Annotated in this window: 25 protein-coding genes and 1 pseudogene; 20 read left to right on the forward strand and 6 right to left on the reverse strand. The window is 38.5% G+C overall.

Annotation, left to right across the window (positions count from 1 at the left end; translation table 11 throughout):
• Positions 1 to 102 precede the first annotated feature (102 nt).
• Positions 103 to 2,331 carry a sensor histidine kinase gene (locus BLR86_RS12645; protein ID WP_090761923.1) on the reverse strand — a complete coding sequence of 743 codons (2,229 nt, stop codon included), beginning with the start codon at positions 2,329 to 2,331 and terminating at the stop codon, positions 103 to 105.
• A complete protein-coding gene (locus BLR86_RS12650) occupies positions 2,309 to 3,001 on the reverse strand; it encodes a response regulator transcription factor (protein WP_090761924.1) in 693 nt (230 codons plus the stop codon). The genes BLR86_RS12645 and BLR86_RS12650 overlap by 23 nt, the downstream gene beginning before the upstream one ends.
• Before the next feature lie 255 nt (positions 3,002 to 3,256).
• Between BLR86_RS12650 and BLR86_RS12655 the strand changes: the two genes are divergently transcribed.
• Positions 3,257 to 3,742, forward strand: a complete 486-nt coding sequence (locus BLR86_RS12655) for a hypothetical protein (protein WP_090761926.1) — start codon at positions 3,257 to 3,259, stop codon at positions 3,740 to 3,742.
• A gap of 95 nt (positions 3,743 to 3,837) precedes the next feature.
• Positions 3,838 to 4,404, forward strand: coding sequence for an LOG family protein (locus BLR86_RS12660; RefSeq protein ID WP_090761928.1), 567 nt, complete (start codon positions 3,838 to 3,840; stop codon positions 4,402 to 4,404).
• A 124-nt stretch (positions 4,405 to 4,528) separates the two neighbouring features.
• Here BLR86_RS12660 and BLR86_RS12665 read toward each other — a convergent pair whose 3' ends face one another.
• Complete coding sequence (locus BLR86_RS12665) at positions 4,529 to 5,002, reverse strand: GNAT family N-acetyltransferase (RefSeq protein WP_090761930.1); 474 nt, start codon at positions 5,000 to 5,002, stop codon at positions 4,529 to 4,531.
• Between the two features lie 493 nt (positions 5,003 to 5,495).
• On the opposite strand from BLR86_RS12665, the gene BLR86_RS12670 reads away from it, so the two are divergent.
• The 4 genes and pseudogenes from BLR86_RS12670 to BLR86_RS12690 all read left to right on the forward strand — a co-directional run bounded on the left by BLR86_RS12670 (position 5,496) and on the right by BLR86_RS12690 (position 9,651).
• Positions 5,496 to 6,452, forward strand: coding sequence for a siderophore ABC transporter substrate-binding protein (locus BLR86_RS12670; protein WP_090761932.1), 957 nt, complete (start codon positions 5,496 to 5,498; stop codon positions 6,450 to 6,452).
• Positions 6,453 to 6,638: 186 nt separating this feature from the next.
• Positions 6,639 to 6,809, forward strand: a pseudogene (locus BLR86_RS12675) (aldehyde dehydrogenase family protein); the annotation flags it as partial.
• A gap of 735 nt (positions 6,810 to 7,544) precedes the next feature.
• Entirely contained in the window at positions 7,545 to 8,120 is a 576-nt protein-coding gene (locus BLR86_RS12680) for a hypothetical protein (protein ID WP_090761934.1), read from the forward strand.
• A gap of 802 nt (positions 8,121 to 8,922) precedes the next feature.
• The gene (locus BLR86_RS12690; protein WP_254782319.1) at positions 8,923 to 9,651 is read left to right on the forward strand and encodes a restriction endonuclease; all 729 of its coding nucleotides are present in this window, start codon (positions 8,923 to 8,925) and stop codon (positions 9,649 to 9,651) included.
• A 100-nt stretch (positions 9,652 to 9,751) separates the two neighbouring features.
• Here the strand turns inward: BLR86_RS12690 and BLR86_RS12695 are convergent, their stop codons facing one another.
• Positions 9,752 to 11,185, reverse strand: a complete 1,434-nt coding sequence (locus BLR86_RS12695) for a L,D-transpeptidase family protein (RefSeq protein ID WP_254782320.1) — start codon at positions 11,183 to 11,185, stop codon at positions 9,752 to 9,754.
• Positions 11,186 to 11,767: 582 nt separating this feature from the next.
• Between BLR86_RS12695 and BLR86_RS12700 the strand changes: the two genes are divergently transcribed.
• Complete coding sequence (locus BLR86_RS12700) at positions 11,768 to 12,082, forward strand: PadR family transcriptional regulator (RefSeq protein ID WP_090761938.1); 315 nt, start codon at positions 11,768 to 11,770, stop codon at positions 12,080 to 12,082.
• A 26-nt stretch (positions 12,083 to 12,108) separates the two neighbouring features.
• A complete protein-coding gene (locus tag BLR86_RS12705) occupies positions 12,109 to 12,879 on the forward strand; it encodes an HAAS domain-containing protein (protein WP_090761940.1) in 771 nt (256 codons plus the stop codon).
• 117 nt (positions 12,880 to 12,996) lie between these two features.
• Here BLR86_RS12705 and BLR86_RS12710 read toward each other — a convergent pair whose 3' ends face one another.
• Positions 12,997 to 13,428 carry a MarR family winged helix-turn-helix transcriptional regulator gene (locus BLR86_RS12710; protein WP_090761943.1) on the reverse strand — a complete coding sequence of 144 codons (432 nt, stop codon included), beginning with the start codon at positions 13,426 to 13,428 and terminating at the stop codon, positions 12,997 to 12,999.
• A gap of 347 nt (positions 13,429 to 13,775) precedes the next feature.
• Between BLR86_RS12710 and BLR86_RS12715 the strand changes: the two genes are divergently transcribed.
• From BLR86_RS12715 to BLR86_RS12760, 10 genes are all read left to right on the forward strand, one after another.
• A complete protein-coding gene (locus BLR86_RS12715; protein WP_090761945.1) occupies positions 13,776 to 14,702 on the forward strand; it encodes a VOC family protein in 927 nt (308 codons plus the stop codon).
• A 42-nt stretch (positions 14,703 to 14,744) separates the two neighbouring features.
• Positions 14,745 to 15,884, forward strand: coding sequence for an alpha/beta hydrolase family protein (locus tag BLR86_RS12720; RefSeq protein WP_090761947.1), 1,140 nt, complete (start codon positions 14,745 to 14,747; stop codon positions 15,882 to 15,884).
• 70 nt (positions 15,885 to 15,954) lie between these two features.
• Positions 15,955 to 17,109, forward strand: a complete 1,155-nt coding sequence (locus BLR86_RS12725; RefSeq protein WP_175492880.1) for an FAD-dependent monooxygenase — start codon at positions 15,955 to 15,957, stop codon at positions 17,107 to 17,109.
• A 58-nt stretch (positions 17,110 to 17,167) separates the two neighbouring features.
• On the forward strand, positions 17,168 to 17,935 hold the full coding sequence (locus BLR86_RS12730) for a cyclase family protein (RefSeq protein ID WP_090761952.1): 768 nt from the start codon (positions 17,168 to 17,170) through the stop codon (positions 17,933 to 17,935).
• 15 nt (positions 17,936 to 17,950) lie between these two features.
• Positions 17,951 to 18,808, forward strand: a complete 858-nt coding sequence (locus tag BLR86_RS12735; RefSeq protein ID WP_217642383.1) for a beta-keto acid cleavage family enzyme — start codon at positions 17,951 to 17,953, stop codon at positions 18,806 to 18,808.
• 492 nt (positions 18,809 to 19,300) lie between these two features.
• Positions 19,301 to 19,528 carry a hypothetical protein gene (locus BLR86_RS12740; RefSeq protein ID WP_090761954.1) on the forward strand — a complete coding sequence of 76 codons (228 nt, stop codon included), beginning with the start codon at positions 19,301 to 19,303 and terminating at the stop codon, positions 19,526 to 19,528.
• A gap of 1 nt (position 19,529) precedes the next feature.
• Complete coding sequence (locus tag BLR86_RS12745; protein ID WP_090761956.1) at positions 19,530 to 19,718, forward strand: hypothetical protein; 189 nt, start codon at positions 19,530 to 19,532, stop codon at positions 19,716 to 19,718.
• Positions 19,719 to 19,814: 96 nt separating this feature from the next.
• Positions 19,815 to 20,183 (forward strand): hotdog family protein, encoded by a 369-nt coding sequence (locus BLR86_RS12750; protein ID WP_090761958.1) that lies wholly within the window; start codon positions 19,815 to 19,817, stop codon positions 20,181 to 20,183.
• A 123-nt stretch (positions 20,184 to 20,306) separates the two neighbouring features.
• The gene (locus BLR86_RS12755; RefSeq protein ID WP_139185608.1) at positions 20,307 to 20,702 is read left to right on the forward strand and encodes a hypothetical protein; all 396 of its coding nucleotides are present in this window, start codon (positions 20,307 to 20,309) and stop codon (positions 20,700 to 20,702) included.
• 164 nt (positions 20,703 to 20,866) lie between these two features.
• Positions 20,867 to 21,121 carry a hypothetical protein gene (locus BLR86_RS12760; RefSeq protein WP_090761962.1) on the forward strand — a complete coding sequence of 85 codons (255 nt, stop codon included), beginning with the start codon at positions 20,867 to 20,869 and terminating at the stop codon, positions 21,119 to 21,121.
• Between the two features lie 438 nt (positions 21,122 to 21,559).
• Here BLR86_RS12760 and BLR86_RS12765 read toward each other — a convergent pair whose 3' ends face one another.
• The gene (locus BLR86_RS12765; protein WP_090761964.1) at positions 21,560 to 21,826 is read right to left on the reverse strand and encodes a hypothetical protein; all 267 of its coding nucleotides are present in this window, start codon (positions 21,824 to 21,826) and stop codon (positions 21,560 to 21,562) included.
• Positions 21,827 to 22,040: 214 nt separating this feature from the next.
• Here BLR86_RS12765 and BLR86_RS12770 point away from each other — a divergent pair, with 214 nt between their 5' ends.
• Positions 22,041 to 22,868: a DegV family protein gene (locus tag BLR86_RS12770; protein ID WP_090761966.1), complete on the forward strand. Its 828-nt coding sequence runs from the start codon at positions 22,041 to 22,043 to the stop codon at positions 22,866 to 22,868.
• Positions 22,869 to 22,898: 30 nt separating this feature from the next.
• Complete coding sequence (locus BLR86_RS12775) at positions 22,899 to 23,528, forward strand: ThuA domain-containing protein (RefSeq protein WP_090761967.1); 630 nt, start codon at positions 22,899 to 22,901, stop codon at positions 23,526 to 23,528.
• Positions 23,529 to 23,674 lie beyond the last annotated feature (146 nt).

Genomic DNA, 23,674 nt, shown 5'->3' on the forward strand with positions numbered 1-23,674 from the left:
TCCAATAGGGGTCATGAAAAAGGGCAAATTGGCTTTACTCTTCCTCTATTTAATACTATCTCTTAATTGTAAATTCATTATTAAGTAATCGTTAAGAATCTATTAATCTAGTATGTTTAATAGAATCATGACTTTAAATAAATCGCCGTCTGTTTCGATGTCCAGTGTACCATCATGCAGATCGATGATAGATTTGGCTATCGCAAGACCGAGGCCTGATCCTTCTGTATGCCTTGAAGTATCGCCGCGTTTGAAGCGTTCAAACAGTTCATCACTGTTATCACTCATTTCATATTTAGATATATTTTTAAAGGTGATTACCGCTTGGTCATCTTTTTCAACGATTGCAATATAAACCCGTGAGTTTTCAAGTGAGTATTTAAGGATGTTGCCAATCACGTTATCGAATACACGCCAGAACTTTTGACCGTCGACCCAAGCGCATAAAGGACTTTCTGGGTTGGTGACGCGGAACTGCAACGTCGATTCTTGAATCATGTCATCATATTCACCAAGTGCTTGTTGTAAAAGCTGGACGAGATCGACCTTTTCCCTCGATAACTCTATGTTCCCACTCGCCATCTTTGATACTTCGAATAAATCATCAATCAGGATCTTTAAACGCTTTGATTTTCGGTCGATGATTTCTAGATAAGCACTTTTTTCCTCGTTTGTTAATGCTTCCGCTTTTAAAAGCTCAGTATAGGTAATAATCGAGGTTAGCGGTGTCCGCAGATCATGGCTGACATTTGTGATTAACTCCGTTTTTAGGCGTTCGCTTTTTGCCTGTGCGTTTTCGGAGGCCTTCACGCCTTGTTTTAATACATTTACATTACCAGCAAGGGTCGCCAATGCAGTTTTTCCGGTCAGCTGAAGGTCTTCACCTAATTTACCTACGGCCAGTTCATTTGTTTTTTCAACGATTCGGTTAAAATAGCCAATTCGATTGACGATGGTGATCATAAGTGGAATTCCAATCACAGCTAGAAGTATTAGATAAACGAGTATAAAAACAGGGTGAATGACGACCATGATGGCCGCTAGACCTAGCGCAAACACCGTTCCCAAAACGATAAACAGCTGTGTACCTGTGCTGCGATTTAAAAAGGCTTCATGCAGGCTGTCCGCCAATCGATCAAGATAAACGACTGACTTCTGGTAAATGACCTTACCAAAACGTCCACCTTTTTGTAAAAGTGTCTTTTGCCAAGCGGATGTCCAATTTTCTGTCGATAAAAGCTTCCACTGCAAAAGGGTTACGCCGCACAGAACGGTTGCTAAAATAGCCATCAGACCGAGCTCGACACTATATAAATAGGTATTCCTGTCTATATAAAGCCAATAATCACTGACAATAATGTGGGTAAGCATTGCAGCGACAAAGCTACCAAGCAGTAAAACCGCTCTTACATCAATTGGAAGTTTCGTATAAATAGGTCGCCACCGCTCCACTTCAGTCGTCAATGCCTTTGATCTTTTTATCCAAAAAAGCGATAAAATGAGCGCAAGTAAACCAGCCGAGCTATAGATTATCAGGAAGAATTGTGTTTCTTCATACTCTTTCTTTTGTTCCGTTAAGAAGTTAGCGGAGTTACGGACAGCGATTTGCCCTTCTACCACTTCATTATTTTCTGGAAAAATAGAGTCGATGATTTCGCCATCATCGGAAATCGTAAAGCGAAACCCATGATCTCTTGATAGTGAATAGCTAGTTACATATAAAGCGGTATTTTTATCACTCCAGTATTTAGTGGCTGAATCGTTTGAAGCCAGATTTAAATTGGTGTAAACCTTTGGGCCCTCTGTAAAATAGTAAAGAAAAGCCTTTTGGTAGCGTAAAAAGTCTTTCCGATAGTTTTCTCTTTCTTTGTAGTACTTTTCTAAACGCTGTTCTTTTTCTTTGAGTATCTTCGTTTTCACATACTCCTCATCGTTAAAAATTTTCGTAATTTCCGCAATTTCTGTATCTCTTTTCGCTGCTAATGGAGCATTTTCCCCTGGGTTATCAAAAACCGGCTGGGACGCAAATTCTGCTTCAATACTTGCAATCTGCTCGGATAAGTTTCCATTGCGAAAACGATATTGATTGATCCCCGCTTCTTCGATCTTCAGTGATTTCTTCGCTTCCTCTAAGGTCTTGTCATTTAGTTCAAATACACTTAAATAGCCGGAAAATTGCTCGAGCTCGCTCCAAAATTGTGGAGTTTGGAAATAGTCTTTGCTTGAGTACGAGTTTGCCAAGATGAACAAGGATAAGAGACTGCTAAGTCCGAAGGTGAACAATAGTGTCAGGACAGCAATCGCCATTCTATTTTTCAATTTTGTAGCCAATGCCCCACACCACCTTTACAAATCTTGGATTCTTCGGGTCAATTTCAATCTTCTCGCGGATTTTGCGAATGTGGACGGCTACTGTGTTTTCAGCATTGTAGCCGGGCTCTTTCCAAACTCTCTCATAGATTTCATTAATCGAGAACACCCTCCCGGCATTGGTCATGAGGAGTTCTACGATTTTGTATTCAATCGGTGTTAGTTTCACAGGTTCGCCATGGACGGTGACTTCCTTTGCTTCTCGGTCGAAGGTGAGTCCATTCAAATCAATGACTTTTTTAATTCCTTCATAGGTGCCAAAGGTTACATATCTTCGCAGCTGTGATTTAACGCGGGCCACAAGTTCCATGGGATTAAATGGCTTTGTGATATAGTCATCTGCGCCAACCTGTAGCCCAAGAATCTTGTCGGTATCTTCACTCTTGGCACTTAGGATGATGATCGGGATATTGTTCTTTTCTCGTATTTTAAAGGTAGCTGAAATTCCATCAAGCCTTGGCATCATTACATCTAAAAGGATTAGATGGATTTGGCGCTCACTTAGAACCTCAAGTGCCTCCAATCCGTCCTTTGCTTTTAAGACCGTAATTCCCTCATTCTTAAGGTAAATTTCAATCGCGTCGCGGATTTCCTTTTCGTCATCGACCACTAGTACAAAATAATGCTCCATCCTTCACCCTGCTCTCTCATTACTGCTATTAATATCATAATAGTAAACTAAAAATCTTAATATTGATTTACGAGAAATCTTAAGAATTTCTTAAGATAGTAATGGTGCCTGTCACCGTTTATGCATTTTTGGGCAATTATACATTAAATAATGAATATTAAAGGGTGCTAGTGGTTAGTGTGTGTTTTTTATGTAGTTTTTTGGACATACATATAATGAAATGGATTACATGAAATTTTCAAAAGGGGTGTTGTGATGGGTAAAGAGTTTTCGAATAAAAATTCGGTAAGATTGGCGGCAATTGCGGCTGCTATCATTGGAATTATTGGTATTGGAGTTATTACGATTCATGTTTTACTCGGTATATTAGCTCTGTTGTTAGCAGTGGTGGTTTCATTTTTGTTTTATATATATGGCAACGATACAACCGTTATTTGTCACGAAGACGGCTTCACGGTGAAGAATACCAATAGGGGGAAAGGAACATCAATCCATGAATATGGATGGCAAGAGGTCGCGGAAACCAAATTCTATGATAACGTAAGCGAAGAGGACCATTTGCCTACACGGAGTATACTGGTGAAGACTACCGGTGGTCTAGCCTTTAATCTCTATGCGATGAAGGGATTCGATGAACTTATCTCTATCATCAATCAAAAAACGAAACATTTGCCGTATAAGTGGGAGAAACCAGGAGCATTTTCTCACACATATAAAAAACAAGAACGCAGCTTTTCTTAACAAGCAGGGGATTCTCCCTGCTTTTACTTTGTTTTCAACGCTAGTATTAACTATAATCAGATTAAAGTGGGATTAATAATTTGGGAGGCTGTAGCGTGAAACGATTAGCGGTTTATTGCGGATCAAGTTTGGGTGCTTCAGAAGCTTATAAAATAGGCGCGATCCAATTAGGAAAAGAGCTTGCAAAACGGAACATCACTTTAGTTTACGGTGGTTCGAGTATTGGCCTGATGGGGGCAGTTGCGGATACCGTTTTAGGTGAAGGCGGGAATGTGATTGGTGTAATCCCGAGAGTGTTGGAACAACGTGAAATATCACATCGAGGGTTAACAGAGCTGTATAAAGTGGAAACGATGCATGAGCGAAAGGCTAAAATGGTCGAGCTTGCCGATGGGTTTGTCGTCATGCCTGGAGGAACTGGTACGCTAGAGGAATTTTTTGAAGTATTCACCTGGGGGCAAATTGGTTTGCATAAAAAGCCATGCGGCCTGCTCAATATTCATCATTATTATGATCCGCTGATCAGCTTGTTTGATCATATGATCGACCAAAAATTCTTGCAAGAGAAATTCCGTTCAATGGCGATTATTGAGGATGAACCTGCGGCCTTACTCGAAAGGTTTTTAAACTATGAGGCTCCGTCCATTAAAGCATTCGAATAAGACGGCAAACGAAAAGCAGTGATATTCACTGCTTTTCGTTTGTGTTTTTTTCATTAGAAAACAAAAAAAAAGTAGATTCAGCCAAAATGGGGCTATTAACACAGGGATATAACACGTTCATCCTCTAGTGTATTTGGTTCTTGCTTTTTATGGAATAGATTAATTCATCATCAACAGCCTTGATTACTCTGCCGGTATCTCTAAAACCTACTGATACATATAGTTGTTTTGCTTTTTCATTTTCGGGAACAAAGGTTATAAATATTTCGTCACACTTAAATTGGTTCACCATTTCTTTTATGACCAACAGTAATGCCTCCCTACCATACCCATTTCCTTGAAACCTGTAATCAATCATAATTCTACAAATTTCATAGCCAGAAAGTTCTTCTGAATACCCATACATCGTAAAGCCTATTGGTGTATCACCTTGATAGATAGCTTTAACTGTCCAATTCTCTTCCATACTGGCTTGTGCTAAAGATAAACAGTTTGATGCAATTGTTTTTTCGAATACTCTGTTTTGTTGGTCTTCTGCACTACTAAGTCTTATAATGTCTAACCAGTTTTGTTTAGTTACTTCCTCTAATGTAATCATTTCATTTCCCTCTAATCAAAATTTTGATACTCCTTTATTAAGTTCTCCTTTTGTTGAAAATAACCTTTTTTAAGACTGTGTTAAACTCTACGGCGCGTTTGTTGCTTCGATTTATGGCTGCATGTAAATTCGAGCTTTACCTTTTTTTACGAAAATTACTCAATCATACGAGACATTATAATACTCTTCCATAACAAGCCCATTTTGATTAATAGCTTTATGGTCGTTAACCCGCCACTGAAAAAGACAGGCACCAACCTGGCACCATTTATTAAGAACTTTAGTTGAAAATAATTCTCAATTACCTATTGACACAATTTTCTTATGACTATAATATATAAATGTGATAATGATAATCATTTTCAATTAAATCGATAAATAAGAGGAGCTGAACACAAGATTCAACTGGTAGACAGAGAGTTTTTCTGATGTTCTAAAAGACGAGTGTACATACGTATTTTGGCTAAATTTAATTCTAAAGGAGACTAAAAGGATGAAAAAATTAAGATTTATAGCTATTATGTTCGCAATGATTTTCATATTAGCAGCGTGCGGCAGCACAGAAGAAGCGAGTAAATCCTCAGGTAATGAAGGTGAGAAAACGGAAGAAGCGAAAGAAGTCAGGATTACCCATAAATACGGAAAGGTTACCATTGAAAAGAACCCCAAGAAAGTAGTTGTATTTGATTTTGGAGTACTAGATGCGCTAGATACTTTGGGTGTAGAAATTACTGCTCTTCCACAAGCAATTGTACCAAAGAAGTTAGAGAAGTATGCAGGTTCAGAATATACCAATGTTGGAAGCTTAAAAGAACCTGATTTTGAAGCGCTGCATGAATTGCAGCCAGATGTTATTTTCATTTCATCAAGGCAAGCAGAGCTATATGACCAATTTGCAGAAATTGCCCCAACGGTATTTGTAGATGTAGATTATGCAAACTACATGTCCTCTCTTGAAAAGAACTTCAAACTTTTAGCTGAAGTTTTTGAAAAGGAAGACGCACTTGATGAAAAAATGAATGAGCTAAATGCTAGTATTGAAGCGTTAAATAAAGAAGCCTCCGCATCTGACAGCAAAACATTGATTTTATTGGCTAATGAAGGAAAAGTAAGTGCCTTTGGCCAGGGATCGCGCTATGGATTTGTACATGATGTATTTGGCTTCAAAGCAGTAGACGACAACCTGGAAGTTTCCCAGCACGGTCAAAGTGTCACGTTTGAATATATTTTAGAAAAAAATCCAGATGTTCTATTTGTTGTTGACCGTTCTGCTGCAATTGGTGGGGAAGTAGGAGCAAAAGATACCCTTGAAAATGAGTTGGTAATGAAAACAAATGCGTATAAAAATGGAAAGATAATTTACCTAGACGCGGTGAATTGGTACATTGCAGGAAATGGGATTACGTCAACACAATCGATGGTAGAAGAAGTGAAAGCAGCATTAGAATAGATAGAAGGAAGCCGGAATGATGTTCCGGCTTTTATTCATTATGCCACCCTTAGGAGGTACAACTAGAAAACAAATAGCCACGTTGCAAAAAGGATAAACTGCCCCATTCCTAGATTTACTTCTATGCAAATAACGAAATTCCAACTACAAACGATTTAGATTACATTGAGCTATCGCTACCGTTTAATCCGGATTAGTGAAAAACTTGAATATGGAATAATAGGTCTTAATGATGGACTTCCTGCTGTTGCTCAAGCACCGTTCGGAGGGTTTAAAGATAGTGGTTTAGGAAGAGAAGGTGGTCATCACGGGATTGAAGAGTACCTAGAAGTAAAGTATGTATCGATAGCTTTTTAAAATATTAAAGGTACGGATCAAAAGGAAAATAGGAATGTATCAAAGTGGTGATGGCATTCTTTTCTTCCTCAAATCAAGCAGCTTGCTTCTTTGAATGAAGAGAAGTTGCTCATCTTTGATTTTGGGGTCAGGCCCAATGTCATAAAGATAACCTTCAAAAATTTAACAAATACAGATTTTAAAACGAGAAAATACCTTTTTATCATACGAAATAGCATTTTAATAAAAGGCTGTGTTAAACTTGGCTGTTGATTTGTGCTCCACTAAGGAATGCTTCTTTGAATAATCACCGCAGTGACAGGCGGTCTTTGCCTGTCACGAGGCGCTTCGCTTTCCGCAGGCGGTTCGGGAAGCCTCCTCGGCGCTAAAGCGCCTGCGGGGTCTCCCCTATCCCGTCCTCCTGCAGGAGTCTCGCGCCTTCCGCAAAAATCAACATAGTTATTAAATCAACATTTTCCTTTAACACAGCCAATAAAAAAAAGACAATAGGAAATTAGAGGATATAATATCCATTTTTTTTACACCCTCTTAGTTTCCAATTTTTAATGTAAATTTCTTTAGGGCTGACATTTGCATTAATCCGTTTTTAATAGCCCTTAATCCTTTGATACGAGGGAAAATCCTACCTATCAACAGCAACACGGATGGGTTGAAAAATGCAGTGGATAGCGAACTTAAAAGTGAGCGGTTAAAAACGGAGCTCATCACCAATGTGTCTCTTTGAGGAGGTTGATAATGATGGGAAAAAGGGTGTATATTCTTTTAACAAATTCAGGTTCCTTTTTAACAAAGTTGATTAAGCTCTATACGAGAAAACCATATAATCATGCATCCATAGCCTTTGATAACGAGTTGTCCGAGGTATATAGTTTCGGGAGAAAAACAGCTAGAAACCCATTTATTGGGGGATTTGTTAAAGAGGAAGTTAGGGCAGGTTTATTTACACATGCAGACTGTGCCATTTATTCCTTTACTGTAACAGAGGATCAAATGCAAAAGCTGAAACACTATTTACAAGAGATCGAAGCCCAAAAGAAACACTATCGCTATAATTTTTTAGGTTTATTCGGTGTTATGTTTAATAAGCCAATAGATAGGAAAAAAGCTTACTTCTGTTCTCAGTTTGTTGCAACTTTACTAATAGAATGTAACATCAACCATTTTGAGAAACCTCCATCCCTTATCGCACCACATGACTTGCAGAAGGTTTGCAAATTTCAATTCGTGTATGAAGGAAAGTTAAAGGAATATCCTCATGTGGATAGCGCTGAAAAAATACTTGCTCCCTTTCCTTATTCGCTCATAAACTAGAGAATATTTAGCTGCTCCACCCCTATTGATTCCCTTTTCTTTATATTATTTTTCTTCTACATTTGGTGAAACTCCAGAGGTTGATATGTATATCGGTACAATATAACCCAGAATAATAGAATGTTTAACTAGGGCGTCTCGCACTATGTAAAGGCGCTTTTTCTATGAAATTAAACAATACAGGGGCTCAGAACTTCTCTTAGGGGAAACGGTTGGGAGGTGAAAAAAAGAGGAAGAAATATCAATTGGTATTTCTTCCTCTTTTTTCCCCCTCTATCCATTGTTCCTTACCGGTTATTTTTCCTCGAACGGTATTCCAAAGTCTTTTTCTATAATTTTAAGAACTAACTTGTAAGCATCTGATTGACCACTTAAGTAATTTCTATCCGATATGTGCCTTTGACTACTATATTTTTCATTTGTTTGGTCTAGGAAAATTTTAATTAAACTATGGAGGTTTTCAACTTTCGATTTTCGGTATGTTTCAGCCATAAAAAACTTCCTTTCGTTTTTAACAGCAATATACTACGAATTGTATACAAATGTATACAAAATAGATTGATAATTCGGAAATAGTTTTTGTTGAATAGACTTTTAGAAATTTAATTGAAAAAAAACTTCGTCCACGACAAGAAATTCTCTTGAAATGGAGTTAAAGCCCGTTTTTCAAAAGGGCTTGTGGCACTTTTAATCAATCATTTAGTTAAGAAGAATTTGCTCATTATTTGTCGAAGATAGTAGTTGGGTATTGGTTGAAAATGGTAGAATGGGGGGGTGATTATGCTCTTATGGGGGAATTTAATTGAGTAAGAGAAGGACAAAGAAGCAACAAAGACAATTAGAAGATGGTATAAAGTCGGTTCTTTTAGTGGTGGCTGGAATTTCCTATTACTTTACACGACAACTTTATCTAACACTAATGGTGGTAGGAGTGATCGTGGTATTAATTATTGTTTTTGCAGTTTTAAAGAGTAATAGAGAAAAGGAGCGGTTAAGGAATTCTGGGATTGAGGATATCGATAAGATGGATGGTATTCTGTTTGAGCATTATCTTAAGGAACTTTATCAATCGAGAGGATATGCTGCGGAAGTAACGAGTGCTAGCGGGGATTATGGGGCTGATCTATTGCTTAAGAAGGACGGAAGAAAGATTGTGGTGCAAGCAAAGCGGTATGCAAAGGATGTAGGGATAAAAGCAGTTCAAGAGGTATTGGGGGCAAAATCGTATTATAAGGCCGAGGAAGCATGGGTCGTTTCGAATAGCTATTTTACCAAAGCAGCAAGAGAATTAGCCGCTAAAGGACAAGTGATGCTGGTAAATAGGGATGAGTTAATTGATTATATTCTGCTGTTAAATCCAGGAAGTGCAAAGCCCATTCCATTGAAAATGGTAGATTCTGATTCAAACGGTTTTAATCAGACCTGTGGTAAATGCGGGAGCCCAATGGTCCTAAAGACAGGGAAAAGAGGGGCATTTCTGGGTTGCAGTAGTTTTCCGAAGTGCCGGAATACGAGGGGTTTAAATACCTAATAAGAAAACTCAATAGTTGGTAGGCATTCTTCCAATTATTCTTTAAAAAAGTGCGGCTTAACCCATCTTGGATTAAGCCGTTCTCCTGATATTTAAATTCCTAATACACAACAACTGGCTGATAAACACTAAGATTATCATAGACGGTTTTCATGACATTAGGGGCGACGTTGATACAGCCACCGGAGCCTGCCGCTAGATAGGCAGTACTGCTCCAGTTTGTCCGCCAACCAGCATCGTGGAAACCTTGACCACTGTTTGTGAAGGGTGCCCAATAACTTACTGGAACGGAATAATCGGCTTTGCCGACGGCACTGCCCTTCAATGTGTAAGGTGTTCGTTTAAAAAGGATATACCATACTCCTGGAGATGTATCTTCTCCGGTGCTGTGTTTACCGGTAACGACATTGGTTGTCAGGACTAATTGTCCAGCTTTGTAAATCCAAATCCGCTGTTCGGCAATAGACACCTCCGCATAGGTATCCCCAATCCCATTGTTTGCTGTGGTTTCATAGCCATAGCCTTCACCGCTCCAGCCATTTCCATGAGTATTGGAAGCTGTAATCGATGTCTCTCCATTTTCAAATGCTGCTTGAATCTGGGCTGTTTCCTTTTCCATATCTAGTGCCCAGCCATAGCCTTGTCCTTTAACAGAAATAATGGAACCTGAATGGGTCTTAAAGCTGAAATCCTTACCCAATGTGGACTGGGCAGCATTAATTTCGGTAATTTTACTTTTAATCGTGCTCGGGTCAAACGAGACCTGCAAATCCTCAGAGATCGTTGCATTTTTTATTAGTTCGCTGCCACTTAATGTATGTACTTTATCCTGTACTTTATACTCAACGGAATGTTGAAGAAGTTCCTGTAGTTTTTGTTCTTCTTTTTTAACCTTCTCGCTGTCTTCTTTGAATGGAAGCAGGTAGATAGGATTTAGATGAATTTCACTCGTATATCCATGCTTTTCGTATTCCTCCATTAGACTAGCGACATCATATTGTGTCCCGTCCACACTTTTCGAGACAACGATTTCTCCTTCTACCAGGGACGCATGTGCATGAATAGGAGCTGTTAAGCTTTGATTCATTGAGGTGAGCTTTTGTTCCAGTTCGTTTTTGAGTGTTTCGCGGCGATATTGGTCCTGCTGGCCAGGCATTAAGGTATAATCTTTTTCTTTAAAAGAGGGAAAGAATGACCACTGGTTTTTTAAATGTTGTTTGACTCTGGGTAGATCATCCGTTGTGAATCCCATCTTCGTATCTTTTCCATCTACTATTTGTTGTTCACCTATGTGGATTTCATTTGTTAAAACGGATGTTTGTAACCTTTTTAGAGCTTGGTCTGCCGTCATGCCGCTGACTTCTATGCTATTAATCTTACTGTTGGCATTAAAGTGAGTTGCTTGATAATAGCTGATGGCGGCAAGAATAAGTGCAATGATACTAATGGTACTTAACGTGATAACCTTCCAATTTTTAAACCATTTCTGTGAATGAAGATTTTCTTCAACTTTTTTTTCTACGATGATGCCCAAATATATTCCCCCCCACAACCTGCGACATTCTATTTTAAAACTTTGACTACTATATTTTACCAGAAGGGTAAGTGTAACTTTGTCGATATTTGTAGGTTGTTCAGTTTATAACGCTAATAAATCGTGGTGTTAAGATGAATACTACTTTATTAAGTGCTCTTGCCGAGCCCAATCGATTAAAGATTGTTGAAATATCCTTAGAGACGGACTACTCACCGTGGGAGAAATTGCAGACCGACTTTAGATTCGCCAGCCATTGGCATCTAAACATCTAAGCGTGCTTTACGAAGGGTCGCAAGTAATGATTCAGGAGGTCTTTTCAGGAACCTTCGTTCAACTGGCTGATTACCTCTCAAATATTTCAGAAAACTAATATAGATCGATGACGAACAACAGAACACTGTTACTTGCAGTGTTCTTATTGTTATTGGTAATTATTTATTTATACTTATTTTAAACGACCGGAAAGGATGCTTTTTAGTTGGACTTTGAAATATTTTCTTAATACTCTTGCATTGCAAGGTATATATATTTATACTTGGTATATACCTTGCAATACAAGACATTGAGAGTGGTGAGTGGATGTCACAAACACAAATGATGAAGGGAATAATAGATGGCTGCCTCTTAGCAATCATTGCGAAGAAGGAATGTTACGGATATGAGATGGCTGAGAGCTTAAGTAAGTATGGTTTTGATACGATCAGTGAAGGTACCATCTATCCATTATTGATGAGAATGCAACGTGAAGGACTTGTCACTTCTGTTCTGAGGAATTCTACAGCAGGCCCTAAGAGAAAGTACTACTCATTAACGAACGAGGGACAGCAAGCATTAAATGATTTTCTAAGTAGATGGGGCCAACTTGAAAAATGTGTGAATGCGGTTATTAAGTAAGAAAATTAAGGGTTGAGGTGGAGAACGTGGTAGAAAATCAACTATCTGTAAAAAGTAAGAAGTTTCTTGATGACTTAAGGGTATATTTGTTTTCAAGCGGGAAAAACAACCATGAGATTAAAGAAATTACGGAAGAACTTGAGGCTCATCTACATGAGGCTGAGCAAAATGGAAAATCCATTGATCAAATTGTAGGGGCATCTCCAAAGGAATATATGATGACTATTTCAAGTGAGATGAAGACGGACTATCGATCTTGGGCGAAATATATTCCACTCATTATTATTGGTTCCATGTCATTTACTATTTTTGGAGACCTTATACAAGGTACGTTAAGCTATAGTTTATTCAAAATTATCGGAACGCTTGTATATAGTATCCTGTTCTTTGGAGGAGTAATGTTTGCTTATCGCTATGTAGCTAGAAATCAAGTATCGAGAATAATGGAGTTTTTCATTTTATTATTGCCGATTATCCTTAGTATGCTTATTTTCGTAGGAGTACTATTCGTTGATTCTATTTATAAAACGCCCATGATTGATTTTGGAATGATAGGCAGTTGGGTCATTGGATTGCTACTTCTTTGTTTTATTATCCTATTTTCTGTTTGGGCGAAGACGGCCATTTTGCCTGTAACATTACTAGCACTTCACCTGCCGACATTTTTGTTATCATTCACTTCCTTCAATGTAGAAACACAGTTAATTACTAGCATGTTTATCACTTATGTATTAATTGGACTCTATTTATTTTACATGGTGAAAAAGGATAAAAAGAATAAGGAAGTAATCGACTAGAAACCTACTGTAGCTTCTTTAATCGCGTGTAGATACAAGAAAACCACCCCTGCGCCGTAGGACGCAAAAGGGGTGGTTCTTATAAATAAACTACTCCCTATGGTATTGGCCAATTCCTCAAACCAATTCCCCAATGTTTTGCTTAATTTGTGATAACAAGGTTTTAAGACTATTCACTTGTTCTTCTGTCAGCCCATTAATAATATCCTTCATGGTTTGGTGTTCAATAATTAAAAGGTCTTTATAGATCGCTCTAGCTTCTTCCGTTAGATAAATGGCGAGCGAGCGTCTGTCGTTATGTTGTTTAGTGATTAATCCTTTTGCCAGCATGTTGTCTAACATTCTGGTAATACCAGGAGGATCTTTTTCCGATCGTAAGGCTAGTTCTTTTTGACTGATGCCTTCTTCCTCTATTAATCGTGTGATTAACACAAATTGTTCAGGTGTTATATTATAGTCCTTTAATCTTCGAGCAAACAAATTATTTAAATTTAAGGCGGTTCTATTTAATAAATAACCAACGGATGAGTCAAGTAAACTATGTTCCAATTTGTGTTTCTCCTTTAATAGTTCGTTCTAGTACTACTATCTTATTAAAATGTCTCGTCTTTGTAAATTTATCATAAGCAAAATAGTAAAACTATTAAATCATTCATAAAGATCTAAGTATAATCATAATATTTTAAAAATTGGATAAAGTTTGACTCTTTATATTGACACAACGAATCACCTGTTGATAAAATAACCTCTAATAGTTGTTGTGTTAACTGTTAATAAAACAACTATTAATTTATTGACTGTTTTTGAAAGCGTTAACACTTTAGGGAGGGATTCATTGTTAAAATAGTGTTTTTTTAAACATTAGAAAACTACTAAAACATAAGGAGTGACGAATAATGGTAAATCCACATTTTTTATCGCAGTTGGCACATGTAGAATTGCTATCCCCTAAACCGGAGGAAACAGTCAATTATTTAAAGGAAGTATGGGGGCTTGAAGAGACGACTAGAACGGGACAGTCTGTCTATTTACGTGCATGGGGAGACTACTTTCACCATTCTTTAAAAATCACAGAAGCTGCTGGTCCTGGATTAGGTCATATCGGCTGGCGGGCTGACAGTCAGGGAGCATTAGAAAATGTAGTTCAGCATCTTGAAAGAACTGAGTTAGGAAAGGGTTGGATTGACGGTGATTTAGGGCACGGTAAAGCCTATCAATTTATTGCCCCTGGAGGACACTTATCTGAGGTATTTTGGGATGTTGAATGGTATCAGGCACCTGAAGGAAAAGAGAGCGTTTGGAAAAACCGCCCACAAAAGCAAGTACGCCGTGGAATTGGAGTACGTCGTTTAGACCATGTTACGGTACTAACGGATAATACGACTGTGGATCGTTTATTCTATCAAGATTTAGGAATTCGATACAATGAGGGGATTTATTCGGATTTTGGAGATGAGATTGGCGCTTGGATGTCTGTGTCGAACCTTTCCCATGATATTGCTTTTATTAATGCGGGATTTAAAGGTGGATTCCATCATGTATGTTTTGCGGTAGAGAGCAGAGAAGAATTACTAAATGCTGCTGATACGATCCGCGAGCATGGGTTTGAAATTGAATCGGGCCCAGGAAAACATGCCGTTGCCGAAGGCCTGAACCTTTATGCGATCGAGCCAGGTGGAAATCGAATTGAACTGTACGCAGGAGCACATTTAGTATTCGCGCCAGATTGGGGTCCAAAAAAATGGAAAGTTTCTGAAAACCCAAATGATGCCTGGTCTTCCTTTAATCTATTTAATCCAGATGGAAGTTTAAAATACAGCTAATTAGATAGCTATGAATCTACTAGGAAGGATGCGTTATCGATTATGTGGCATTATTGGCCAGAAAGCTATATGTGGTCGTATCAGTTAGTACGTATCATTGGGCATTCTAATTTTGGCGGCAGTAATTTCAGTGAATGTTTGCAGGCGGCTGAACGAATTACGCTCGGAGATTATGATAGCTGGTACACAGAATGGACGAGATTGGGTGACAGGGTTTTAGCTCAAGGACATGAAGCGTCTGATCAAGGAAATCTCGTTACAGCGCGTGCTCATTTCTTACGTGCTTCTAATTATACCCGCCTCGGTGAATTTTTCTTGCAGCCGGATGATCCAAGGAAAATGGATACGTATGTAAAGGGAATTGACGTGTTTCGAAAAGGGGCTAAGTTGATGGAAAACCCTCCTGAAATCATCGAAATTCCTTATGAGGATTCTTTTTTACCGGGTTATTTTTGCCGTGGTTCGCAAGCGGAAAAATCACCTGTTGTCGTGATGTTCGGAGGACTTGATTCTACCGCTGAAGAAATTTATTTTGCGTTATCTCAAATTCTATACGAACGTGGGTTGGGATTGATTGCGGTTGATGGTCCAGGTCAAGGCGCAGCCTTACGTTTAAACCATATTGCTTCTCGCTATGATTTTGAGAAGGCAGGTTCTGCTGTCGCGGATTGGGCTGAGAATCATCCAGCCGTTGATTCGGACCGAATGGCGATCATGGCTTGGTCGATGGGTGGATATATGGCTGCTCGAATCGCAGCATTTGAACCAAGGTTTAAGGCGTGTGGGATTTATAGTGCAGTCTATGATTATAACGATATGTGGAAAACGAGAGCAGAAGATCATCCGTTAGGGAACATTCTGCAGCATGTAATGGGTGTAGACAGCATGCCAGAGGCAAGAGAAAAACTCAAAAATTATAATTTACGCGGCGTAGCTGAAAAAATAACATGTCCTACCTATGTTCTTCATGGTGAAGAGGATAAACAAGCTAATGTTGACCAAGCCTACCGTGTCTACAATGCATTAACCTGTGAAAAAGTATTAAACATTGTGACAGCTGATCAAACAGGTGCAGCTCACTGTCAATCGGATAATCTAACGCAAGCCTTTCCGTTGTTTGATTGGATTCAGCAGCAGCTTAATGCGAAGCTTCCAAAGAGCGAGTTAGTCAGCAGTAAATAGGTGTTTTAGTTCCGAAAGGTATGATTCTGCTTGGAAGGTTTTGAATATTCCGCAAAAAGGGGATGTTACTGTGGGAGAAATTAAAAAGGTGCTAATTATAGGCGGCGGGATCGGCGGTTTATCGACTGCCATTGCATTGCAAAAAAAGGGTGTTCAAACAGAAGTATGGGAAAAAAATAGTGAGTGGAATGTTTATGGAGTAGGAATTATTCAGGCGTCCAACCAATTAAGGGAATTAGGCGTATTAGGTGTGGCGGATGAATGTCTAGCGAAGGGCTGTGAATTTCCAGGGTGGCGTTTTTATAATGCCAAGGGCGATGTTTTAACGGAAGTACCAACTCCTAGAGCGGATAACTATCCAGCGAATAATGGAGTTTCCCGCAGAGATTTGCACCAAATTTTACTCGATCATGCGATTAAATATGGTGCTGTGGTTAAAATGGGGATTACTTTTTCAAAAATAGAGAATCGGGAAGATTGTGTGTATGTAGAATCTACAGAGGGCACTTCCGGAGAATACGATTTAGTGGTTGGTGCAGATGGAATTCGGTCACAGGTTAGAAGCAAGGTGTTTGGTGACGAATTCCAGCCAAATTTTGTTGGACAGGGCGGCTGGAGATACCCAATGGCTAAACCAGAAGGCCTTGAATGGGGCGGGCTTGTCTACGGTGAAAAAAATAAAGCGGTCATCGTTCCGATGGGTCCAGATTCCATCTATCTTACAGCTGTTTCTCCAGAGGCACGCGATGCGCATATGCCGGAGGATCAATTACACTTGTTAATGCGTGATCGCTTAAAAGAATTTGGCGGCATTGTGGCAGAATTACGGGAAAAGATTGTCGATCCAAAGCAAGTTGTTTACCGACCATATGAGGAAATTTTAATGCCGTCACCTTGGTACAGAGGGCGCGTATTGCTCATTGGTGATGCTGTCCACTCGTCACCGCCACAATTAGGGCAAGGTGCCGCACTTGCTATTGAAGATGCTGTGGTACTAGCTGAGCTGGTTGCCCGTGAGAAGGATATCGATAGATTACTAGCTGAATTTATGAATCAAAGAATCGAACGGTCTAAATTGGTCGTTGAAACTTCTGTTAATTTAGTGGAATGGGAGAAACTTGACTGGGAAGGCAAACTCGATCCAAGCATCAATCCATCCGCTACATTTGGCCAAGCATTGAAAAAAATGACAGAACCGATTCTTCAAAAAGAAACGTTAGGGTAACCATGGGAAGCCATGGGCAGAACCGTCCCCATGGCACTCTCTTTGGAAGGAGAACAATATGAAAATTATCGATCTAAGTGTTGCGATTGAAAGCAATCTTCCGTCGGATCCACCGAAAATGATTCCTGAAATTGATTATCAAAGTCACGAAAACCAAATCGATTACATGTTAAGTTTTTTCCCAAAGGCAACGAAAGACGACCTTCCAGGTGGTTTGGCTTGGGCACTAGAAAATGTAAAACTTACGACACATTCCGGAACACATGTGGATGCCCCTTGGCATTACCACCCAACAATGAATAATGGGGAGAAGTCTTGGACCATTGATGAGGTTCCGTTAGAGTGGTTTTATGGTGATGGTGTGGTCGTAGATTTTTCCGATAAACCAGATGGGTATGCCACTACGATTGAAGATTTTCAACAGTATTTCGAAAAAATCAATTATACCTTGAAAAAAGGCGATATCGTTTTAATTCACACAGGCGCTTCTAAAAAGTGGGGAACCAAGGAGTATTTGACGTCAGGCTGCGGAATGGGCAGAGATGTCACATTGTGGCTGATTGATCAAGGAATACGCACAATGGGAACCGACGCCTGGAGCTGGGATCGGCCGCTTGGCTATATTGCCGAGGACTTTGCTAAGACGAAGGATAAAAGCCTCATTTGGGAAGGCCATTTTGCCGGAATTGAAAAGGCCTATTGTCAAATTGAAAAACTAACAAACTTAGAAAAATTGCCGCCTACTGGATTTAAAGTTTCCTGTTTTCCAGTGAAAATAAAGAGTGCAAGTGCCGGCTGGGTGAGGGCAGTTGCGATCTTAGATTAATAAGAAGGAGTGTTAATGTTGAGCATGGACCATTTGAAAAATAAAGTAATCCTGACAGTTGCTCCCACAGGTGCTGTCACCAGGAGAGAAGATACACCCAACTTAGCTCATTCACCAAAAGAAATAGCGGATGAAGTGTTCAAGTGTTACCAAGCAGGAGCAGCGATTGCCCATATACATGTGCGTGAGAATGATGGCACACCTTCTATGAATATCGAAAAATTCCGTGAAACCGTTACGTTAATTCGGGAACGCTGTGATATCGTGATTAACCTTACATCATCAGGTGGGATTGGATTAAATGAAGATGACCGCATTCGTCCCTTTGTTGAATTGCTTCCCGAATTAGCAACCTTTGATGCCGGGACCATGAATTGGAGACATGAAACTGTTTTTGATAACAATCCTAAATTTTTAGAACGCTTAGGCACCGAGATGGGTAAGGTCAACGTGAAACCAGAGATCGAAGTGTTTGATGCGGGGATGCTCTATAATGCCTTGTATTATGTAAAAAAGGGAATTCTAAAAGAGCCTCTGCATGTTCAATTTGTCCTGGGGGCACCTGGCGGAATCGCTGCTACGGTTGAGAATTTAATTTTTTTAAAAGGATTGCTCCCAGAAAATACAACTTGGGGTGCCTTTGGAGTTGGAAGAATGAGTGTTCCGATTATGATGACAACGTTGGCATTGGGCGGCCACTTGCGAGTAGGGATGGAGGATAATATCTTCATTCAAAAAGGGGTACTGGCGAAATCCAATGTAGAGTTTGTAGAACAAGCAAAGAGATTAGTTAAAGAAGTAGGAAAAGAGCTGGCTACGCCTGATGAGGCAAGAGAGATTTTATCGCTAAAATCGGTCATTCAACATAATTAGGAAGAAAGTAAAGAACATTGGGACAATCCAATGTTTTTTAATGTTGTTTATCTAAAGCCAACTTTAATCTATTATCAAAAAAAGAGTGGACAGATTAATCCACTCTTCTATGATTTCTTGTAAATAATTTTACATTTGAAACATTATTTGGTAAAAATGAAGCGCCGTTAAATTCCCTATCTTGGGTAAGATTTTCAAGTCGCCTTACTGCTTCATTAAACTCTTCCACAGTCAGTTGTTATTGTTGTTCTTGTTATTCTTGTTATTAGAACTTTTAAACTCAGACTGATTTCCTTGATTATTAAATTGTCGCCTAATCAAATTTATCCACCCCTTTTCCTTTACCTGTTAAACGGTTTATTCTTCAAATGCATTAAGGAATGGACAAATTACTGAGGGACAGACACCTTTTTTATTTGAAGAATCAAATTAATACCAAAAAACTGTATGATGTAGATAAAGATGAGAAGGTATTTGAAGGAGGAGAAAGTGATGAAGAAATTTTTATCAAAGAATATACATTTGCTATTAATTGTCTTTGTAGTGATCAATTTGTTTATTGGTTTTAGTAACTTTACTTATTCAAAACAAGATTTTATTGCAATATCTTTTGGTATTGTAGGATTATTAGGGGTTACCTATCTTGCATTTCATATAGAAGTTCGGAAAAGAAGGAAATTAAAAGAGAAAGATGAAATTGTATATAAAGGGAGGGAATAATATGGATAATAAAACAAAACGGATTATTGGACTAATAGGAAGTCTGATCATTTGTCTATTTGGTGTTTATCGTTTAGTGGTTGAAGTTCCATCTCCTGTTAATACATTGATCATTCCCATCGTATTTGCAGTTACAGGTTTTATAGGGTTTACTGGAAATTTGATTGGATTGAAAAAAATAAATAATTAAATAGTTTAAAAGCATATATAGAACAACAGCATCTGAAGATACTCTCACAAATAAATTGAGGAGAGTTTTCATTTAATCATACAGGGGGAAATAATAATAGCTTTACATGTAGGCGATATCATTACATTTGAACGGACTTTCACAATAGAAGATGTTGAATTGTTTACTAAGGTTTCAGGTGATGAAGGCGCTCACCATACTACTCCTGATGATCTGGGAAGACTTGTCATACAAGGGTTGTTGACAGCTACATTACCTACAAAAGTGGGTGGAGATAACAATGTACTGGCTCGAACTATGAGTTTTGAGTTTTTAAGACCAGTTTTTACGGAAGATAGAATAGTGTGTGAAGTAACGATCGAAAAATATGAAAAACAAGATAATAATAGAATATCTATTGTGGCATCTTTTTTATGTACAAATCAGAATGAGAAACAAGTATTGAGTGGAAATTTTGCGGGGTAATTGTATACACATTCTGGTTGACAGCCACATTTTTATTTTTTGTACCTACGCCCACACTCTGATACTAAACCAATCATAGTTTATCTAAAAGTACAGGAAAGAAGGATAATGCCATTGGAGGAGATGGAAAATAGACAGGTACAGAAACCTAATGGAGAAATCGACCATTTCTCAAGATTAATGTTTGGAAACAGGAAACATAGAGAAACCTACGACGAAGGCGACAATCATTCAAAAATAATGCCCGAGTCCGAAAAAAAAGAGCAATCTTCTTTTGAAAACAGCTCGCTTCGGAACAAAGATTGGATTCTGGGCTTTAGGGGAATAGAACCCGCAACCAGAACACAAGCCACTCAAAACCAGATAGAAAATATTCTTAATAATATCGATGTTGAATTGCTTATGGAAACTATCGATATGATTGTTACAACATCTAAACAATTAAAACCATTATTTAAAGAAGTTACCCCTTTTATCCATCGATTTATTAAAAGGTTCAAATTTAATGAAAATGCCTAGTGTTCAGGGGGATAAATAGACTCTTTTTTTTATCTTTGGTACAAACATCCACACTCGGTTACAAAACCAATCATAGTTAATCTATATGAGTAGAAAAGAGAGGAGAAGGAGTAATTGGAGGGGATGATAATAAACAAAAAAAAGAGCCAGATGAAGAAATAACCGTGGAAGAACAAGTCATCCCCTTAGATAAATACAATTTAGTTCACAATTGGAAACTCATCATGCAATTCAATTTTGCTTTATTTACAAATAAAGATGAATTTGTAATTATTAATAATAATGATGAATATATAGCTCGTTTTAGCATTACCGATGCAGGGGTAATTGAATTAAAAAAAACGTCAAATAGCTTAACTCCAAAGATTGATTTTAAGAATAAAACGATGAAAATACCTATTTATTACAAAGCATGGTGAATGGATCTTTTCGATACAAATAAAAAAAGGCTCTTTTCTTAAACTTTGTTGCTATCTGTATGAATTTGTTTCAATTAAGAGTTCGTATCTGAAGTAGTAGTGTGGCATTCGGACAACTCATGTAATTCCGCAGGCGTTCTTTGAGAAGGGAGCGTTGTGTGACAGTCTTCTTATAGACCTTTTGGACATTCGTATTTAATTCAACTGGTAAGTCAAAAGTCTGGGAGTACTACTCCAGATAATTAGCAATTTCATCTTTGGTTGGAAACCCTTTAGAATCTCCGGGTAATACCAATAATCACAATCACATCATACATTATTACGCTTCACATCCTTGCGTTAACAATTAAAATCGTTCTTCATTATTATCATAGCAGACACACCATGTTGACCAAAATTTCAACTTAGAACACCAAAACATGAAAAATAGTAGATCCCCTAATAAACAGCCATGATAGATAGGTATATACATATAGCCGCTACAGTAAAGAAGATGGTTGATATTTTGCGATTCATCTTCAATTTAAAGCCATAAGCGCAGAAAAAGATTGCGGCAGCTAATTTACTAATACTTTGATACAATGGGTTGTTTGAAAAAAAGGAACTGCTAAAAGTAATCGAGGCGAGTAAGGTTAAAGTGATTAGTAGTTTAAACCACAAAGGCTCTTTTAAAAAAAGTTGGATCATCCATTTTATTCGCAGCATGTTGGAAAACTCCCTTCAAATTAACTATTGACAATGTTTAAAAAATAGCACTTCTCTATATGTATGCTGTAGTCACTTTTTAATACAATAATGCCACAGTTTTACTTTTATTACCTTTACAGGGAAAAACCTTACAAAATCTTTTTATTAGCAAAAAAATAATCCCGATTGGTATAATTGGATTGAGTAAATTGTACTAAAGGTGGAGAGTAACATGATTAAGATTGTTTCAGACAGCTCGGCTGATTTACCCATAGATTTAATCAAAAAATATGATATTACCTTAGTGCCTTTGACTGTTACGATCGAAGGACATGATTATTTAGAAAAAGTTGATCTTACCCCAAAGGAATTCTTCGCAAAAATGTGGTCGTCTGAGGCTCTTCCGAGGACATCACAGCCCTCGCCTGCCTCCTTTGCTGAAGCGTTCTCTCAATTCAGCGCAGATACGGAAATTCTATGTTTTACGATTTCGTCTGGACTCAGCGGTACCTATCAATCGGCCTGCATTGGAAAGGACCTGTCCGATGCTAAGGTTACTGTATTTGATACACTGGCGGGTTCGCTCGGACATGGGCTCCAAATTACCCGTGCAGCAGAACTTGCACAACAAGGATATACGGTGGATGAAATAGTTGCTGATTTAATGGAATACCGTGAAAATATGAATATACTAGTCTTATTAAACACATTGGAGAATATCGTGAAGGGCGGCCGACTTAGCAAGTTCCAAGGATCGCTTGCAAAAATTCTCAATATCAAAGTGCTGCTAGAAAGAGTTGAAGGCGGGAAGGTAGAGATTTTTGAAAAGATCCGCGGTAAAAAGAAGTTCAAAAAGAGAGTGCTAGATGTGATTCAAGAAAGAGGTACCGATTTTTCTTCAACTATCTTTGGAATCACACATACGGGAAATGAAGAAGATGTTGAAGCTCTGAAACAGGAATTGATTGAGAGATTCCGCCCAAAGGATATCATCGTCAATTACATGGGCGCCACAATGGGAACCTATGCTGGTAAAGACGGGATAATTATTTCTTTTTAAAAAGTTTGGACTTGTGGGGATGAGTGAGGGATGGTAAAAGTTGCTGCATTAGTTGGGGATTATTGGCATGATGCGAGGGGTGTAAAGGCTGGTTTAGAGGCCGCGATTACAAGATTATTAATCAAAGATAAAATGGAACTACAATACATTCGCTATCAGGAAGTTTCACACGTAATCGACAATCAACCAGACTTGTTCATCAATGCGAAAATGAACAAACTTAACCCAAAAGATAGGCAGGTAATCACCTGGTTGACAGAGGAATTAGACAAGAAAATCGAACCCTATGTTAAAGCGGGCGGCAGTTTCCTAGCCTGGCATGCTGGTTTGGCTGGCTATCCAAGTGAAAGCAGGTACACTCAAATGTTGCGAGGAGCTTTTGATTATCATCCGCCTGGACTTCATGAAGTTACCTATATTCAAAAAGAAAAAACATTTAACCTTGCTGATGAACACTATTTTGTTACTTGTGATGAGGCAAATACAGAAGTGTACCTTCGGAGTACGGGAATTGATGGGGATTCGATCGCTGGCTGGAAGCACCGTTATGGAAAGGGAAAGATATGCTGCTTGACTCCAGCGCATACAAGAGAGGGAGTGTTAAATGAAAACGTTTCAAGTTTGCTGGCAAGTAAAATCGATTGGTTGTTAAACAAATAGAAGGAAAAGGGGTAATTGCCTCATTCCAAAAAAGGCAAAAAAAAGATTCGGCCAGTTGCCGAATCCAAAAGAAATCTATAAAAGGGGGGTTATGGAAGAGAGAATAAAAAAGGTTGTCCTCTTCATGTATTTATCTTACCGCTAAA

The organism is Bacillus sp. OK048 (assembly GCF_900103525.1).
Taxonomy (GTDB): Bacteria; Bacillota; Bacilli; order Bacillales; family Cytobacillaceae; genus Neobacillus.

Bases quoted from the DNA above. Each gene is read 5' to 3' on its own strand.
- BLR86_RS12740 (WP_090761954.1), top strand. From the start codon at position 19,301: ATGAAGAAATTTTTATCAAAGAATATACATTTGCTATTAATTGTCTTT.
- BLR86_RS12655 (WP_090761926.1), top strand. From the start codon at position 3,257: ATGGGTAAAGAGTTTTCGAATAAAAATTCGGTAAGATTGGCGGCAATT.
- BLR86_RS12665 (WP_090761930.1), bottom strand. From the start codon at position 5,002: ATGATTACATTAGAGGAAGTAACTAAACAAAACTGGTTAGACATTATA.
- BLR86_RS12735 (WP_217642383.1), top strand. From the start codon at position 17,951: ATGTTGAGCATGGACCATTTGAAAAATAAAGTAATCCTGACAGTTGCT.
- BLR86_RS12720 (WP_090761947.1), top strand. From the start codon at position 14,745: ATGTGGCATTATTGGCCAGAAAGCTATATGTGGTCGTATCAGTTAGTA.
- BLR86_RS12650 (WP_090761924.1), bottom strand. From the start codon at position 3,001: ATGGAGCATTATTTTGTACTAGTGGTCGATGACGAAAAGGAAATCCGC.
- BLR86_RS12775 (WP_090761967.1), top strand. From the start codon at position 22,899: ATGGTAAAAGTTGCTGCATTAGTTGGGGATTATTGGCATGATGCGAGG.
- BLR86_RS12715 (WP_090761945.1), top strand. From the start codon at position 13,776: ATGGTAAATCCACATTTTTTATCGCAGTTGGCACATGTAGAATTGCTA.
- BLR86_RS12680 (WP_090761934.1), top strand. From the start codon at position 7,545: ATGATGGGAAAAAGGGTGTATATTCTTTTAACAAATTCAGGTTCCTTT.
- BLR86_RS12700 (WP_090761938.1), top strand. From the start codon at position 11,768: ATGTCACAAACACAAATGATGAAGGGAATAATAGATGGCTGCCTCTTA.
- BLR86_RS12755 (WP_139185608.1), top strand. From the start codon at position 20,307: ATGGAAAATAGACAGGTACAGAAACCTAATGGAGAAATCGACCATTTC.
- BLR86_RS12770 (WP_090761966.1), top strand. From the start codon at position 22,041: ATGATTAAGATTGTTTCAGACAGCTCGGCTGATTTACCCATAGATTTA.
- BLR86_RS12745 (WP_090761956.1), top strand. From the start codon at position 19,530: ATGGATAATAAAACAAAACGGATTATTGGACTAATAGGAAGTCTGATC.
- BLR86_RS12670 (WP_090761932.1), top strand. From the start codon at position 5,496: ATGAAAAAATTAAGATTTATAGCTATTATGTTCGCAATGATTTTCATA.
- BLR86_RS12730 (WP_090761952.1), top strand. From the start codon at position 17,168: ATGAAAATTATCGATCTAAGTGTTGCGATTGAAAGCAATCTTCCGTCG.
- BLR86_RS12765 (WP_090761964.1), bottom strand. From the start codon at position 21,826: ATGCTGCGAATAAAATGGATGATCCAACTTTTTTTAAAAGAGCCTTTG.